Genomic DNA, 13,484 nt, shown 5'->3' on the forward strand with positions numbered 1-13,484 from the left:
TTATGAGTCAAAGACTAAAAAATAAACTTTTTGTAGGTTGATTAGCAAAAACGGCTCTTTTCTGCTGAGATTTATTATGCGTGTGTTGATTCGAGTAAAAATGGTACTAAAAAGTATTACGTACAATTGGTTAAGTTAGTGGAGGTTTTACAAAAAAAAATAAATTATGCTTGGATTTTACAGATAAATAGCGTAGAATTCGGTTCCATTTTTAACAATTATTTTATCAAGAAGGCTTTTCTATGGTCCAAAACAGTTTATTTCGATTATTCTTTATCAATTCTGCCGTATTAATGTTGCTTATGAGAACTGCTTTTGCTGGGGCTGATTTGAGTGATCCAAGAAATAATGAAGTCGAATTACCCAATCAGGCATCACTTGTAAGAGCTATAAAAACAGGAAATTTAGATTCGGTTAAAAAAATCTGTGAAGCTAATCCGGATAGCGTTTTCCAACGTGATTTTGATAGAAATATAGCACTTCATTACGCAGCCGAAAGCAAACATCTGAATGCGTTCGAAATTGTTGCTTATTTGGTTTTTGATGCGCAAGCAAATTCGTGTATTAATACACGTGGAAAATATGGTTATACTCCGCTTGATTTGGCTTGTACGTACGGAACAAAGAATGTTATAGATTATTTGAAAGCGAATGGTGCTAAAAATAATCATCGGGGTTTTGTACTTAAAAAAAAGTTGTGTTTTAATTATGATGAAGCGACCGATGAGGCAACTACTGAAAGTGATGATGAAGAAGAAAATCAAGGCAACGGTAGCGATCAAGATGAAGTAGCTACTGACCGAGAATATGAAGATGAGCAAGACGATTATGAAGAAGAAGGTTATCTCAGCCAGGAATATGATTCTGAGCAGGAATACTAGGTTGATTACTTTTTTGCTTATCTTCTTGTACCCACGTTGATTGGGATCATAATTTTAAGAGTACATGTTTCGTGCGATTGGTTCGAAAAGAAAAACTGGCTAATAGAGGAATACCGGTAAGCTTTAAAAAGAGCCGCAGGCTCGGCTTGTAGTTCTTTGAGGTTTATTTTCTTGAGCTTACGTTGAAACTTGCGTTGAATATGTACGCGCGCGATTCGTGCGATTGGTACTTTATTAATAGCATCATGATTTATTAAAACATTGATCTAGTCGGTATTATTTCGAGTTTGTTTAATAAAAAACCCCATTAGATCAATATAATTCTTTTTAAAATATTTATTACGGTTCATATAAATTTAAGTCTTTATAAATATTTTTATAAGTTCCTTGAGTTCTTTGCCTCCGGCAGGAGGCATTATTATTCCCCAGGTTTCTCTGGGGAATAATAGAATTCTTTATTCGTATCTTCATATTACTTTTCTTCTTTTTTCTTTTTATACCACTCAATGTTTACATAATAACGATTATCGGACGTAAAAATTATGTCGATTTCCCGCTCATATTTTTTCCTATTACTCCGCTATCATAAAAATTTAAAAAGTTATCGAGAAGGAATCGATTGTCGCTGATCAGCCCACAGACCGCAGACAGAAATCGCCAGCGCATCAGTGACGTCTTGCTTTGCGATATCACCCAGTTGCGCAATTTTAGGAAACATACGTAAAATCATATGCGCTACTTGATCTTTGCTTGCACCACCAGAACCCGTAACTGCTGCCTTAATTTCACGTGGAGCAAATTCACTGATTACAAGCTTATGTTGGTCAGCAAGCAGGTATAAAATACCGCGAAGAAAACCAAGCTTTAAAAAAGTCTGCGGATTCTTCCCTAGGAACGACGTTTCTAACGCAACTTGAGTGACAGAATGATCTATGATCTTCTGCTTAAATACGTCATAAAACTGGCCTGTTCGCTCCGAAAGCGTTTTAGTAGAACTCATTTTGAGGTAACCATAGTCAATAACGTAGGCTTGACGGTTATCATGCTTAAGAACGGCAAAGCCAGTAACAGAAAATCCTGGATCTACACCCAAAATAACTTTTGACATCTCCTTCTCCTTTTTTTTGAAAAATCAAAAACTAATATCCTTCTTGAAAATCCTCAAACCGAGAAACTTCTCCTCGAAAGCGCGTATGAAACGAACCGGTTGGACCGTTACGCTGCTTACCAATAATAATTTCGGTAAGCTCTGGATTATCTGTATCTGGATTATAAACGACATCTCGATAGATAAAGAAGATTACGTCACCATCTTGCTCAATCGCTCCAGATTCACGCAAGTCGGAAAGCATAGGCCGCTTATCCATACGAGTTTCAAGCGAACGCGAAAGCTGAGAAAGTGCAAGGATTGGGATACCAAGCTCTTTGGCAAGCGCCTTAAGAGCACGTGAAATTGCAGAAATTTCTTGTGTTCTATTTTCATGACGAACATGCGAATTAATAAGCTGAAGATAATCGATAACAATCAACTTGATATCCGCTTGTGCTTTGAGCTTACGTGCTTTTGCTCGCAACTCCATAATATTAAGCGATGGAGTGTCATCAATAAAAACTTTTGCTTCCGCAAGCTTTGCTGCGGTATTGGTCAACTCCATCCACTCGTCAGAAGAAACCGAAGCATTTTTAATCTTCTGGTGCGGAATATTCGACTCAGAAGAAAGCATACGCAGCACCAATTGTTCAGATGACATTTCAAGCGAAAAAACACCTACTGAATGACCTGCATGCCAGGCATTTAATGCCATATTTAAGGCGAATGCCGTTTTACCCATCGAAGGGCGCGCCGCCAAGATAAGGAGGTCGCCCTTCTGCATTCCAGAAGTCATCTTATCAAAGCCTGCAAATCCTGATGGAACACCCGTTACTCCTTCACGCGATGTTTTAACTTGTGCTAAATGTTGAAAGGTTTTTTTGAGCAGAATATCTAGCTGTACAAATGACTGAGCTGCAAGCTTGTTAGAAATTTGAAAAATTTTCTTTTCAGCCTCATCAAGCACACCATCAATGTCTTCGATGCTTTGAGCATAGCAAGTACCAATAATATCCGCAGCCGAATGAATCAAATCACGCAGGACAGCTTTATCTTTAACAATTTTTGCATGCTGCTGAATCAGTCCAATCGAAGGAATATCTTCCTGCAACTCAAGCAGATAAGCAATTCCACCAGCTTCATCAAGCATCGCTCGCGTTGAAAGATAATCTTGCAGCACAACCAAATCAACTTTTTGATTGCTTTGTGCAAGCTCCATGATCGCTTGATAAATAAGCTGATGAGAACGTAGATAATAATCTGCTGGCTTCAAAATATCTGAAACAAGCGTTAAGTTTTCATCGTTGAGTAAAATTGCCGCCAGAACCGATTTTTCGGCTTCAATGCTTGTTGGTAAACTCTTTCCAATGATCGTCTCTGGAGCATGCTGTTCACGCCGCCTCGGTTTTGCCGCTATTTGCACTATCTGGCCCCTTTATCAGATCTATATTCTTCAAACATTATTCATGGTGAGGGGTCGCCGCAGCAATGGTTATAAAGCAACGGCGAACGTACAGAATCACTATGCTTCTTTTGAAACAACTTTAAGCGTTAACTGTGGTTTAAGCTTAGAAGAAATTTTAATGGTAACCTTATGTTCACCAACTTCTTTGATTGCCTTTGGAAAGTCAACTTGTTTTTTATTGATAGCAACTTCTTTGGCCTTCAACAAATCAACAATCTCATCAGCAGAAACTGAACCGTACAATTTGCCATCATCGTGAGTTTTTTCTTTGATGACCAATTGGATATTTTTAATCCGTTCAGCAAGCATTGCAGCCTTAGTTGAAATCACCTCTGCGGTAACTTTTTCTTTAATCTGTTTTTGTTTAAGGAAAGCGATATTTTCATCAGTAACTTTGACTGCAAGTTTGCGTGGAAACAAGAAATTTTGCGCATAGCCATCAGAAACGGTAATAATCTGACCGTTCATGCCAACTTTCTCAACATCTTTGAGCATGTATACTTTCATGGATATCCTTTCAGGAATGCTTATAAAAGCATCATAATAGACTTTTCAATACTCGCACGAGTATACCAAGAGTTTGCTCAAAATCCTAGGCGGTTTACGCTGCATTTATTACTCATTAATTCATGTGAAATTGAAATCACCGGCAACCCAATCCAGGCACCACGCAAGCACCCCGCAAGCAACAAAACTCGTTTGAACGACCCGATGAACCAACTATCATTCACTAACCACACCACGCATGTCGATTTTTCACCACACACCCAACGTCTGAAGCAACGAGTTGTATGTGAAAAAATAAATTCAGAACAAACTTGAGGCAAAACAATGCAATCACTTGCAATGGCAAAGCGCTTGTTGTAGGAGGAATTTTTTCCGTACACAAACATTTCCTGTTGTTCAGACAACAAGCTTGCCTTAGAATGTAAAGTTGACCATGCATAGGGAATATGCTCAATGAAAGGAACAAGATGTTTTTTGACATAGATTTTTTTTATACGACACTGTTGGATTAAAAATGCTGCTTGATAAACATTCTGGCCACATTGATAATACGCCCCGAGCAATAGGCTCGCATCATGCGAAATTGCAGATCCCCACAAAGCTACAAGCTCTGGATAATTATTAAGCGGAAATGGAAAAAAGCTTTCTGCCCCGCAATAGATAGCCGTTTTTATATTTTTTTTTTGATGTTTCAAAGAGCTTTGTATATCGCACAACTGGTGATAAATTTTTTGCCCCAAAGAACTCGGGTCTACCTGATGCTTATTCTGCTGAGTCACCATCGGCTTGAGAGAGATTATGCTACAGCTGGCTGGTAAAGGGTCGTAAAAATGGTTTGGCCCAACAACCAATGAACTCACCAAACAGACAAGTTTAACAAACCACCGATAGGCACAAAGCGGAATCAGAGGATTGAGCAATGGATAGCCGTCGCCACTGGCCAAAATCAACGCACCAATATCTCCAAACCACATAAAATAACTCAACGTAGCAAACAGATAAATCGTCAGACGAACAAAGGTGCGCCGTGCATACCAACCGATAAACATCATGCTACCAACCCACCAAGCACTGGTGAAAGCAAAGTATGAGCAGAGCAAACCATAGGCCCCTAGTTTGAACAAAAACGATCGCTCTGAAAAATGATATAAAACAGACCAGACCCAATACAACTGGGGAAAAAAAACAAGCACGCCCCACCACAATCCAAACCAAAAGCCTTTACTCACCACAACAGATCGCGATATATTTTTTATTGCTAGCAGACTGTATAAAAAAAAAATAATGCCAACAACAGCACCAAACCCAAAGTAATCGGGCATAAAAAATGCGGCGTTAAAAAGAATTGCCCAGAGTAAAGTAGTCAACCACAAAGCCATCATGCTCTTCAAAATTAAGACTGGGCAGGAATTTTTATATCCATAATAACCGGCAAATGATCACTTGCTGCATCATACCAAACATAGCAACCATCTATTTTTAAATCCCAATTTTTAAGGTACAAAAAGTCGACAACCGTCCCGGTCCAGACAGTAAATTTTGGCGCTGAAATTTGTGCCCAAGAAAAACAATCACTAAATCCATTACTTTCAAGGTGTGCAGAAACTGCAACAGGAACTGGATCTATCCCACGGCTTTTATGCTCGGCAACAAGAAGGTCCCATGCAAGCTTTCCGCTTACTTCATATTGATAATCTTTTTGCCTATTTTCGTTAAAGTCTGCTCCAATTAAAATATTTCTTTGGTCCCCCTCACTATCAATATCGGTCACAAGTTTTTTGATTTGACTCAGCCTTGTTGCTCCTGACTCATCAAATACATCCAAATGTGTAGCATAAACATCAATCGTTTTTGCATCAGGAAGCTGCACAGCAACTCCTACATAACAGCGATCTTCCCCATTAAATATCATATTGTATTTAACCAAGCTCACTTGCTTACCAGGAACTAGTGGATATTTTGAGAAAATGGCATTACCAAAGGGCGCACCAAATAACGTAGCTGCCTTACAAAAATGTTGCTCCGAATAACCCAGTGACGTAAATATTGCTTGAAGTTCTTGTGCTGTTTTTTTTAAAAAGTAAGTTTCATCCCAACTCACTTCTTGAAGAATAAGAACATCGGCATTAATCGATTCAATAAGCTTGATAATGTTCTCAAAATTTCCATTATTTTTTGGGTCAGCCCAGTAATGAACATTCAATGTCGCAATTCGACATATTCCATCACCATGTTGATGTACAGGGATGTGGCTATTAAGATTTTTATGTGTTGAACAATCGGCAATAAATGCATCGAGTTTTTCAGCTCGAGAACACTTTCCTTCGTTTATTGCCCAAATAGATGAAATTGGGTGATCAATAAAACTTAATTTATTTTTGAGCGAAGCAAGCTTGTCTTTTAACATTCCCAACTTCTGTTTAAGAAGCTGCAATTTCCCCTTCAGGCCTGCAAGTTTTTCGGCTAAACCTTCATTTTTTGTACCACTCATGAGCGACAAACCAGATTCCCCTGAGCTGCTTGGGTTACCATGCTGCTGCAAAATACCTCTAAGCATTTCAGCTGAATATTGATGATTTTTTCTTATTTCTTCAGCATGTTTTAATAATGGATTTGATTTAAAGCTCCATTTGTTCAAATTCATATCATCAGGAAACCTTAAGCCAACTAAGTTTTTTCGCACATAAGTCGAAAACAATATCTCATGCTCCAAAGGATCTCGGCACTGTAAAAAAGATCCTGTATAATCTTGAACATCACCCTCCAAAATTTGATCAACCTGATATGCTCGATCTTTATAATCTTGGTCTGGCACAACGGCAGTTGCTCGTCCATGAAAAAATTCACCCGATGAAAATAAGCCAACAAGCGTTGAAATTGGTGGAATTCTAAAAAGGTTATTACATCTATTCGCTACATATTCAGACTTAGAAACAAGCAAAGCCTGAGCAAAAGATTCAGACTTATACATATATTTTAAAGCGCATGCCATTCCATCTAATATAACTCCGGCAAAAAGTGTTAGGCCATAAGATATTGATCGCGGTTTAAAATTTTTATTGGTATAAGCTTGAACAATAGATTCACGGCTATCTAACGGCGCTTTAGTGTGCAACATCAGCGTTGAATCAACAAGTTTATTAGATAAGACTAAGCTATCAGAAGGATTACCTGTATTTTGACTCACTAAACCTGCACCACGAAAAAGTATGCATTTGTTCTCCATGTAGGCTTGATATTCAAGATCAATAAAAGCATCAAATGAGTCTTTATAATCATTTCGCAGATAGGCCATTGCACCATGAAATGGTGCTACTTTTTTTAATAAATCTTCCTTAGATAAAATAGCAGCTATTTTATTTTTAACCTCAGCCTTAATAAGCTCTCTTTGCTCATCAGTTGTTTTATCAAAAAAGTTTATACCCTTCAAAATTTCAACAATTTTATTATTTAAATAACAAGCAGCATGTTTTATTGTCAGAGCTTGGTTAATGAATTTATACATCTCATCAAGGCCCTGAAGAGAACTTTCCGGCTTTTTAATATACTCATGAACCTTTTGATTAAAATATTTTTCAAAATAATCAGGATAATAAATAGACGCAAAGCCAAGTTGTATAGCGTTCAATGAAAAAACAGTTCCATTATAAAAAGATGAAAGCTGTTTATTTGTCAGTCTATTAAAATACCTCTGATCACCCTTTAATAAGTAGTTAATGCAACTTTTTCCAATAAATTCTATTGCTGCTAATTGGTCATTACCTGTATAATTTATAAATTCTTCCAATGCACATAACTCATAAAATGATGTTGGCACCCAGCAGCATTTTATATCAAAATTATTAATATTCGCGCTCACATCTTCAATGGATTCTTTAATAGTACCCCTGTATCTATTAAGATCTCTCTCAATATCCTTTTTTATTTTGCTTGTAACTTTAAAAAGTTTTTCTTTAATAAATTGAAACTCTCGTGAGCTATTGGCAGCTGAGGAAGAGCTTTCTTCTTGAAATAAAGATTTTTTTTCTTTATCACTGAACACATGCGCAAGACATGTCGGCCACTGATATTTATCTAAAATAAGATAGATCTGATTCCACTCATATGATATTTTTTCATTAGAATCGCAGGTATTTGTTACGTGATCCCAATCAGCATGGTTATATTCAAACCCCGAAACACTATGAGGAGATTTTTTTACTTGCTTATAAACAATAATTTCTGCCGATAGCTGCTGCGCAGATAATGCCAAAAGTATCAATAATCTACTTAAAAAGTTTTTTATAATATTTTTTTTAAACATCCCACTCCCAATCATTATTTATAACGCTTCAATTTCAACGATGAAATGTCTCTAAATCTACCCACATACGCAGCAGCGTATCAAGAAATAAGACCGATTAAGACGATTTGCTTTATCTCTAGATATTTGTTGCCCCCAGAGTAAAGTAGTCAATCGTAAAGACATAACCCTCTTTCTCTTTTTGTCGCATTTGTTCACGGTTCAATAAACAGGTCAGTGATCGTTTAACGCGTTCCTGTTGCACAAGAAGTTGTATGCAAATTCTGACCTGCTGCTCGTCAAGTAATAATGGCTTATCAATGAGCGCACGAAAATGAGCGCTCTTAGTCTTACTATCTTGACTCAGCACGAGTGGCAAAACAAGCGGTTGAGCAAGGCGGCCCAACTGCCCCCAAATAATTACATGATCTTTTTTGAGCTGTTTAACGACTACTGCAAGCACTGCTTCAAGCTGCTGCACCTCTTCATGACACTTTTGTCGCTGAATCGTTAATTCATAATAAATGCTCGCCGTATGCCAAAAATGAAATACAAGGATACTTAACGGCATAAGTATTGTCAGTACCAATAATGTTGCAAATGCATGATGGTTACGACTCATCACACCACCCTATTTCTTATCAAAGATTGATCACTCAGTATGCGCTTGCGGCCCTGCTCTTCCACATGATACGTCATGGTTACACGCAGCACCTGCTTTGTTACCTCATCAAGCGAACATGATAAATCAAGCTGTCTAATCTGCGCAGGAAGAGAGCTCACCGATTTCTTTTTCCAAGTTCCTCCTTGGGGATCATAAATCCCTTGAAATCGTGCAAGTCCTTTAGGTCTCACCTGATATCCAATCCATGCAAACTGTCGTCGACCAGCATGATCAATCCAATATTTCTTAAAAATATTCTTCTCAACATCATAGTCCTGCAAGAACCCACTTGCTCCTAACAAATCTCGCTTAACAACATCACGCGCAAGCTGCAGATAAAGATGAGCATGCAGAGCCGATCGTGCATGGGAAACATCTTTATAGAGCGACGATGCAAAACCAAATACAAACAAGCTCAGCATTGTTGTACAACTCAAATAAATCATGCACTCGATAAGAGAAAACGCCTGAGTCAATTTATTACTTCGCACACTAACCCTCTCACACTCCTGATCGAAAAAGATTCTTACCCCCTTGAAAATCAACTTCATGCAGAGCAAGCCTTATCGGCTGTTCTGGTAAAATCGATTGCCCCCTCCACCGCTGGCACCATGCACCATGAGCCGCCTCATCAAATATCAGCTGCGCTTGGTATCGATGAACTGCTAAATCGCAACCTCCAGCACGATTATTCGCAAGCTCCACCATATTATCGACCAGGTGAGCCTTTTGCACCATTGCACGCTGCGTTTGCACCGCTACGTGGAGCAATTTCCCCAATACTGCTATCGAAATGATTGCTATTCCAAGCGTTATCACAAAATCAAGCAATAAAAAACCTGGCCTTGGAGTTAACAAATAATCTCTATTTTGATTTTTTTTATTTTTAAAAATTAAACATTTTTTAACATTTGACATATTTAAACCGATTCAATTAAACTAAAAGTAGTGCATCATGGCTCAGCTCCTAGCTTGAGGAGATGTTTTATAAAAGCAAAGGATTTACATGAAAACAGCCCAGAGCACCTTTAAATTTATCTGTTTTCTTTCCCTGGCACTCATGTATCTTTGCCTCTCATTCTGGAGTGCAAAGACCTTTAGCTTTGAAGATCTTTTCCAGGGGGTAGACTTTGAACAGCTCGCAAAAGATATCGAAAAAGCAGTTGAAGAGGCTGAAGCAAAAGGTGAACTTCCCGCACGTCCCATGCCGGGAGCTGCCATAAGCCAACCAACATTTCCACTAACAGCTCCCGTGACTGAACCGTTTATAGAGCCAGAAAAAAAGGCCGCTGCTGATAAACAGGACCTTGGTAAAGATCTTAAAAATCTTTTCTTAGAACCAATTGTTATTACACAAGAAAAAGGCAAGCAAGCCCCAATCAAAGTTTCTGATCAAAAACAAAAAGCGTACGATTATTACATGGACCAACTGGTTGAACTGCTCGCATCGGTTGAGCAGATTGTTGAAACAAGTCCTAAAATTTCAGACCAATTCAAACAATTTTTTACCCATTATCAAGATGCACTTGATGAGATTACCGTTCAAAAAGATATTTTTGCTTCAAAGAAATTGTACCTTGCGGTCCTCTATGCCGACAACCCAGCAACCAATGAGCTCCGTAAAAAAATTGTTAGTACCGTCGATGAACTTTCAAAACTCCATAAACAAATTCAAGTTACTGAAGCCCAAGAAATTAAATCGGCAGAACGAGAGCAGGCTGAATTGCTCAAACGCGCACAAGAAAAGCTTGATCTGCCGGAACCTCGTAAAATTATTCAACGAAAAAAACGAGGACGTCGGGGCGCACCAGAGCAGAAAGCTTTACCGCCAAAAAAAATTAATTTAGATGATGATGAGGAGGAATCATGAACTTCCGCATTATTTTAACACTTTTACTCATCGCCTACTCAACACAAGTTTCTGCCGCTCCAAAAAGACGCTCCATGTCATCGCGCAAAGGTGATGAAAATGGAAAAGAACTTGAGAAAAAAGATGAACAACGTTTTAAAGTCAAAGTTCCAACACCGCGCAATCTTTCATCGACCGAACGACGCATTGCAAAAATTTTTTCGGACGATGTCATTCCTATTGCTCAAGGCCTTTCTCAAATAGCAGGCGGCAAGGAGGTACAAACAGCGCGTGAAGCAAAAATTAAACTTCGTGAACAAAAAGCTCAAACTGCCCTGCGCAGCAGAACTGCTACCGGAAGACATCGCCATGCATCAACACCTTCCAGCCGTGGTGGTGGATTTGGTGGCACCAGTTGGGGTGGCGGTGGATATCGCCCTTCTGGTCAAGGTGGATATGGCTGGGGAGGTGGCGGTGGATATCGACCAACACCGAACTATGGTACACAAAGTAGCTATTCACCCAGTTCTAGCTGGGGGCAAAGTTCACCAACATCGTATGGATCACCTAGTTCTTCCAGGGGATTAACAACGACCAAAGCAGCACCCTTTGGTACTGACACTGATTCTTCTAAGACTGGTGAACCAAAGAAGTCTTACTCATCTAGTTCTCAATCATCAAAAAAATATGCAAAAAATAAAGACAGCCTCATGTCGACTCACAAAGAAATTGTAAAAGCCATGGAAAATATCAACGAAAAAGCTGATGAAGCAACTGATATTCAAGAATACTATAAAGGCCAGCTTGGTATTATTGGCAGGCTGGTTGATAAATTCAAAATACACGAAAAAGCATATGGTAATCTGAGTCAGCAAGATAAATTAAGATTTGATCAAGAAGTTATTAGGGCCAAATCGACTGTTGAAAAATTTCTTTCGCACCTTGTATGTATGATCGTTTACCCAACAAGTGATGCCGAACTTCAAACGAAACAAGATGATGCGCGGGGTGTAATCTTGGATAATCTTAAAAATCTTTGCCCCATTACACCAATTGTTGCCACACAAATAACAGCCATTAAAGATTATTATGATAAAAAAACAGATGCTGCTTACAAGCGAGCTGATACTGAAAAAAAGAAAACTCCTCCTCAATCTATTGCAGCTGCAGACCAAAAAGACCTTGAACAAGCAAGGGACTCTCTCAAACTTATTCAGAATAACTTTGAAAAAAAGTTTTCTGACCCAACTAATTCAAGCAGCCCCCTGGTAAAACCAACAGAAATCAAAAATCTCTACGATAAAATAGTAGATGTTTTGAAATAAAATATTATGAAAAAAGGGAGATGCTCATGAAAATGAGTCTAATTAAAATAACCGTCGCTGTCCTTGCAAGCATCGCAACAACACACCTGCGGGCAAACCTTGCCGGCGATGCAGCGCGTACCTCAGCAGCAACAGCCGCAGCTGCGCTTGCACATGAGAATGTAAAAAAAATGCACCGCGAAATTGAGCTCAAACGCGCTCCGCTTTCTGCACTAGAAAACGCATCACAAGATGTACGGCGCGAGCATGAACAATTCAAGAAAAAAATAGCAACCATGCAGCAAAGAGTTGTTGGTATGCAACAGCTTCTCAAAAACACCCAAGATAAAGCCGACCAGATTATTAAAAAAACTAATCTGCAGCTGCAAGACGCACAACCACTGCTGGCAGTTTTACAACAAGCAAACAAGCTTCAAGATGTTGCAACAGCTCAGTCAGCTGTAGCAAAACTGCAAGCAACTATTAACGATGTTTCCGGCTTACTCAAAAACCAGCAGACGGTCCTTGAAAATCTTACCAAGACAACGGCTACACTTGAGCAATAAAAATATAAAGAAGGGGTTTGATCATGAAAAAGTTATTAGCAGTTCTCTTGCTCTCAACGCTTGCCGGAGTCTTTATCTCGCACGCTCGCCACACCCTGTTTGCTGCTATCCCAACCCCTCTGCTTGTTCCACCACAAGCAAACCCACAATTAACCGAAGAACAAGCTCAAAAGGCCTTTGAGGCTCAAATACGGAATGCTCAAAATAAGCTTGAACCGCTCATGCGTCAGGTTAAATTTGCACATACCGACCTCGGTGCAATTAAACGAGCGCTTGAACAAAGCAAAAATCAAGTTGACCGCATAAACCAAGATCTTGGTTCACTCAAGCAGGAACAAGAAAAACTTCGCACGAAAGTCTCTACTCATCGACAAAATCTTGTCAATGTTCAAAGAATTTTCAAAGAACTGCGCGAGAAGCAGCTGAGTGTCACTTCTGAAGCGCGTCAACGTGCGGCAGAAGCTCAACGCCTTGCCCGAAGCACGAGCGAAATTGAAAATTCAAGCAGACTCGCCCACATGCAAGAGGCTTCAATTAAGAACAGCGAGTCACAGCTGACCGCTATGCAAAACCAGCTCAACAAAATTGAAGTCATTGCAGCAGCCCTTGGCAAGTAGCATCCAACTTTACTCAATTCTTGAATTCAGCAGACTACATTTGCTATTATTAATTTATCGCCCTTATTGGTGGCGATATTTAATGGTATTTTAAAATTATAAAAAAATTGGCGGGGAGCCTTCATGAAGAAATGGTTTGATTTTAATAATAACAATGCATTTATAACGATCATCATTCTTAAAATTGTTTTTGTAAGCTCATTGGTTTGTTTGATGTTTACCCTGGCACGCAGCTTTAAGATCTAGCTTTAAGCGCTCA

Annotated in this window: 13 protein-coding genes; 5 read left to right on the forward strand and 8 right to left on the reverse strand. The window is 39.0% G+C overall.

The window, feature by feature from the left end; all coding sequences use genetic code 11:
* The first annotated feature begins 242 nt into the window (after positions 1-242).
* Positions 243-881 carry an ankyrin repeat domain-containing protein gene (locus tag JST56_00565; GenBank protein MBS1987466.1) on the forward strand — a complete coding sequence of 213 codons (639 nt, stop codon included), beginning with the start codon at positions 243-245 and terminating at the stop codon, positions 879-881.
* 601 nt (positions 882-1,482) lie between these two features.
* On the opposite strand, the gene JST56_00570 is transcribed toward JST56_00565, so the two are convergent.
* The 8 genes from JST56_00570 to JST56_00605 all read right to left on the reverse strand — a co-directional run bounded on the left by JST56_00570 (position 1,483) and on the right by JST56_00605 (position 9,807).
* Positions 1,483-1,989 carry a crossover junction endodeoxyribonuclease RuvC gene (locus JST56_00570; protein ID MBS1987467.1) on the reverse strand — a complete coding sequence of 169 codons (507 nt, stop codon included), beginning with the start codon at positions 1,987-1,989 and terminating at the stop codon, positions 1,483-1,485.
* Positions 1,990-2,020: 31 nt separating this feature from the next.
* Entirely contained in the window at positions 2,021-3,394 is a 1,374-nt protein-coding gene (gene dnaB, locus JST56_00575) for a replicative DNA helicase (GenBank protein ID MBS1987468.1), read from the reverse strand.
* 99 nt (positions 3,395-3,493) lie between these two features.
* Positions 3,494-3,943 (reverse strand): 50S ribosomal protein L9, encoded by a 450-nt coding sequence (rplI, locus tag JST56_00580; GenBank protein MBS1987469.1) that lies wholly within the window; start codon positions 3,941-3,943, stop codon positions 3,494-3,496.
* Between the two features lie 77 nt (positions 3,944-4,020).
* Positions 4,021-5,325 carry a hypothetical protein gene (locus JST56_00585; GenBank protein ID MBS1987470.1) on the reverse strand — a complete coding sequence of 435 codons (1,305 nt, stop codon included), beginning with the start codon at positions 5,323-5,325 and terminating at the stop codon, positions 4,021-4,023.
* 11 nt (positions 5,326-5,336) lie between these two features.
* Positions 5,337-8,246, reverse strand: coding sequence for a hypothetical protein (locus JST56_00590; GenBank protein MBS1987471.1), 2,910 nt, complete (start codon positions 8,244-8,246; stop codon positions 5,337-5,339).
* A gap of 118 nt (positions 8,247-8,364) precedes the next feature.
* Positions 8,365-8,847 (reverse strand): hypothetical protein, encoded by a 483-nt coding sequence (locus tag JST56_00595; protein MBS1987472.1) that lies wholly within the window; start codon positions 8,845-8,847, stop codon positions 8,365-8,367.
* Entirely contained in the window at positions 8,847-9,380 is a 534-nt protein-coding gene (locus tag JST56_00600; GenBank protein ID MBS1987473.1) for a hypothetical protein, read from the reverse strand. The genes JST56_00595 and JST56_00600 overlap by 1 nt, the downstream gene beginning before the upstream one ends.
* Positions 9,381-9,390: 10 nt before the next feature.
* Entirely contained in the window at positions 9,391-9,807 is a 417-nt protein-coding gene (locus JST56_00605) for a hypothetical protein (protein ID MBS1987474.1), read from the reverse strand.
* Between the two features lie 88 nt (positions 9,808-9,895).
* On the opposite strand from JST56_00605, the gene JST56_00610 reads away from it, so the two are divergent.
* The 4 genes from JST56_00610 to JST56_00625 are packed head-to-tail and all read left to right on the forward strand — an operon-like array spanning position 9,896 to position 13,225.
* Positions 9,896-10,759 carry a hypothetical protein gene (locus JST56_00610; protein MBS1987475.1) on the forward strand — a complete coding sequence of 288 codons (864 nt, stop codon included), beginning with the start codon at positions 9,896-9,898 and terminating at the stop codon, positions 10,757-10,759.
* Positions 10,756-12,063 carry a hypothetical protein gene (locus tag JST56_00615; GenBank protein ID MBS1987476.1) on the forward strand — a complete coding sequence of 436 codons (1,308 nt, stop codon included), beginning with the start codon at positions 10,756-10,758 and terminating at the stop codon, positions 12,061-12,063. The genes JST56_00610 and JST56_00615 overlap by 4 nt, the downstream gene beginning before the upstream one ends.
* A gap of 26 nt (positions 12,064-12,089) precedes the next feature.
* Positions 12,090-12,608: a hypothetical protein gene (locus JST56_00620; GenBank protein MBS1987477.1), complete on the forward strand. Its 519-nt coding sequence runs from the start codon at positions 12,090-12,092 to the stop codon at positions 12,606-12,608.
* Between the two features lie 23 nt (positions 12,609-12,631).
* On the forward strand, positions 12,632-13,225 hold the full coding sequence (locus JST56_00625) for a hypothetical protein (GenBank protein ID MBS1987478.1): 594 nt from the start codon (positions 12,632-12,634) through the stop codon (positions 13,223-13,225).
* Positions 13,226-13,484: the final 259 nt, after the last annotated feature.

The sequence above is a fragment of the Candidatus Dependentiae bacterium genome (genome assembly GCA_018266175.1).
GTDB lineage: Bacteria > Babelota > Babeliae > Babelales > RVW-14 > JAFEAY01.

What these genes read in the sequence shown, in the direction of transcription:
- JST56_00565 (MBS1987466.1), top strand. Translation starts at nt 243, where the DNA reads ATGGTCCAAAACAGTTTATTTCGATTATTCTTTATCAATTCTGCCGTA.
- JST56_00570 (MBS1987467.1), bottom strand. Translation starts at nt 1,989, where the DNA reads ATGTCAAAAGTTATTTTGGGTGTAGATCCAGGATTTTCTGTTACTGGC.
- rplI (MBS1987469.1), bottom strand. Translation starts at nt 3,943, where the DNA reads ATGAAAGTATACATGCTCAAAGATGTTGAGAAAGTTGGCATGAACGGT.
- JST56_00585 (MBS1987470.1), bottom strand. Translation starts at nt 5,325, where the DNA reads ATGATGGCTTTGTGGTTGACTACTTTACTCTGGGCAATTCTTTTTAAC.
- JST56_00590 (MBS1987471.1), bottom strand. Translation starts at nt 8,246, where the DNA reads ATGTTTAAAAAAAATATTATAAAAAACTTTTTAAGTAGATTATTGATA.
- JST56_00595 (MBS1987472.1), bottom strand. Translation starts at nt 8,847, where the DNA reads ATGAGTCGTAACCATCATGCATTTGCAACATTATTGGTACTGACAATA.
- JST56_00605 (MBS1987474.1), bottom strand. Translation starts at nt 9,807, where the DNA reads ATGTCAAATGTTAAAAAATGTTTAATTTTTAAAAATAAAAAAAATCAA.
- JST56_00610 (MBS1987475.1), top strand. Translation starts at nt 9,896, where the DNA reads ATGAAAACAGCCCAGAGCACCTTTAAATTTATCTGTTTTCTTTCCCTG.
- JST56_00615 (MBS1987476.1), top strand. Translation starts at nt 10,756, where the DNA reads ATGAACTTCCGCATTATTTTAACACTTTTACTCATCGCCTACTCAACA.
- JST56_00620 (MBS1987477.1), top strand. Translation starts at nt 12,090, where the DNA reads ATGAAAATGAGTCTAATTAAAATAACCGTCGCTGTCCTTGCAAGCATC.
- JST56_00625 (MBS1987478.1), top strand. Translation starts at nt 12,632, where the DNA reads ATGAAAAAGTTATTAGCAGTTCTCTTGCTCTCAACGCTTGCCGGAGTC.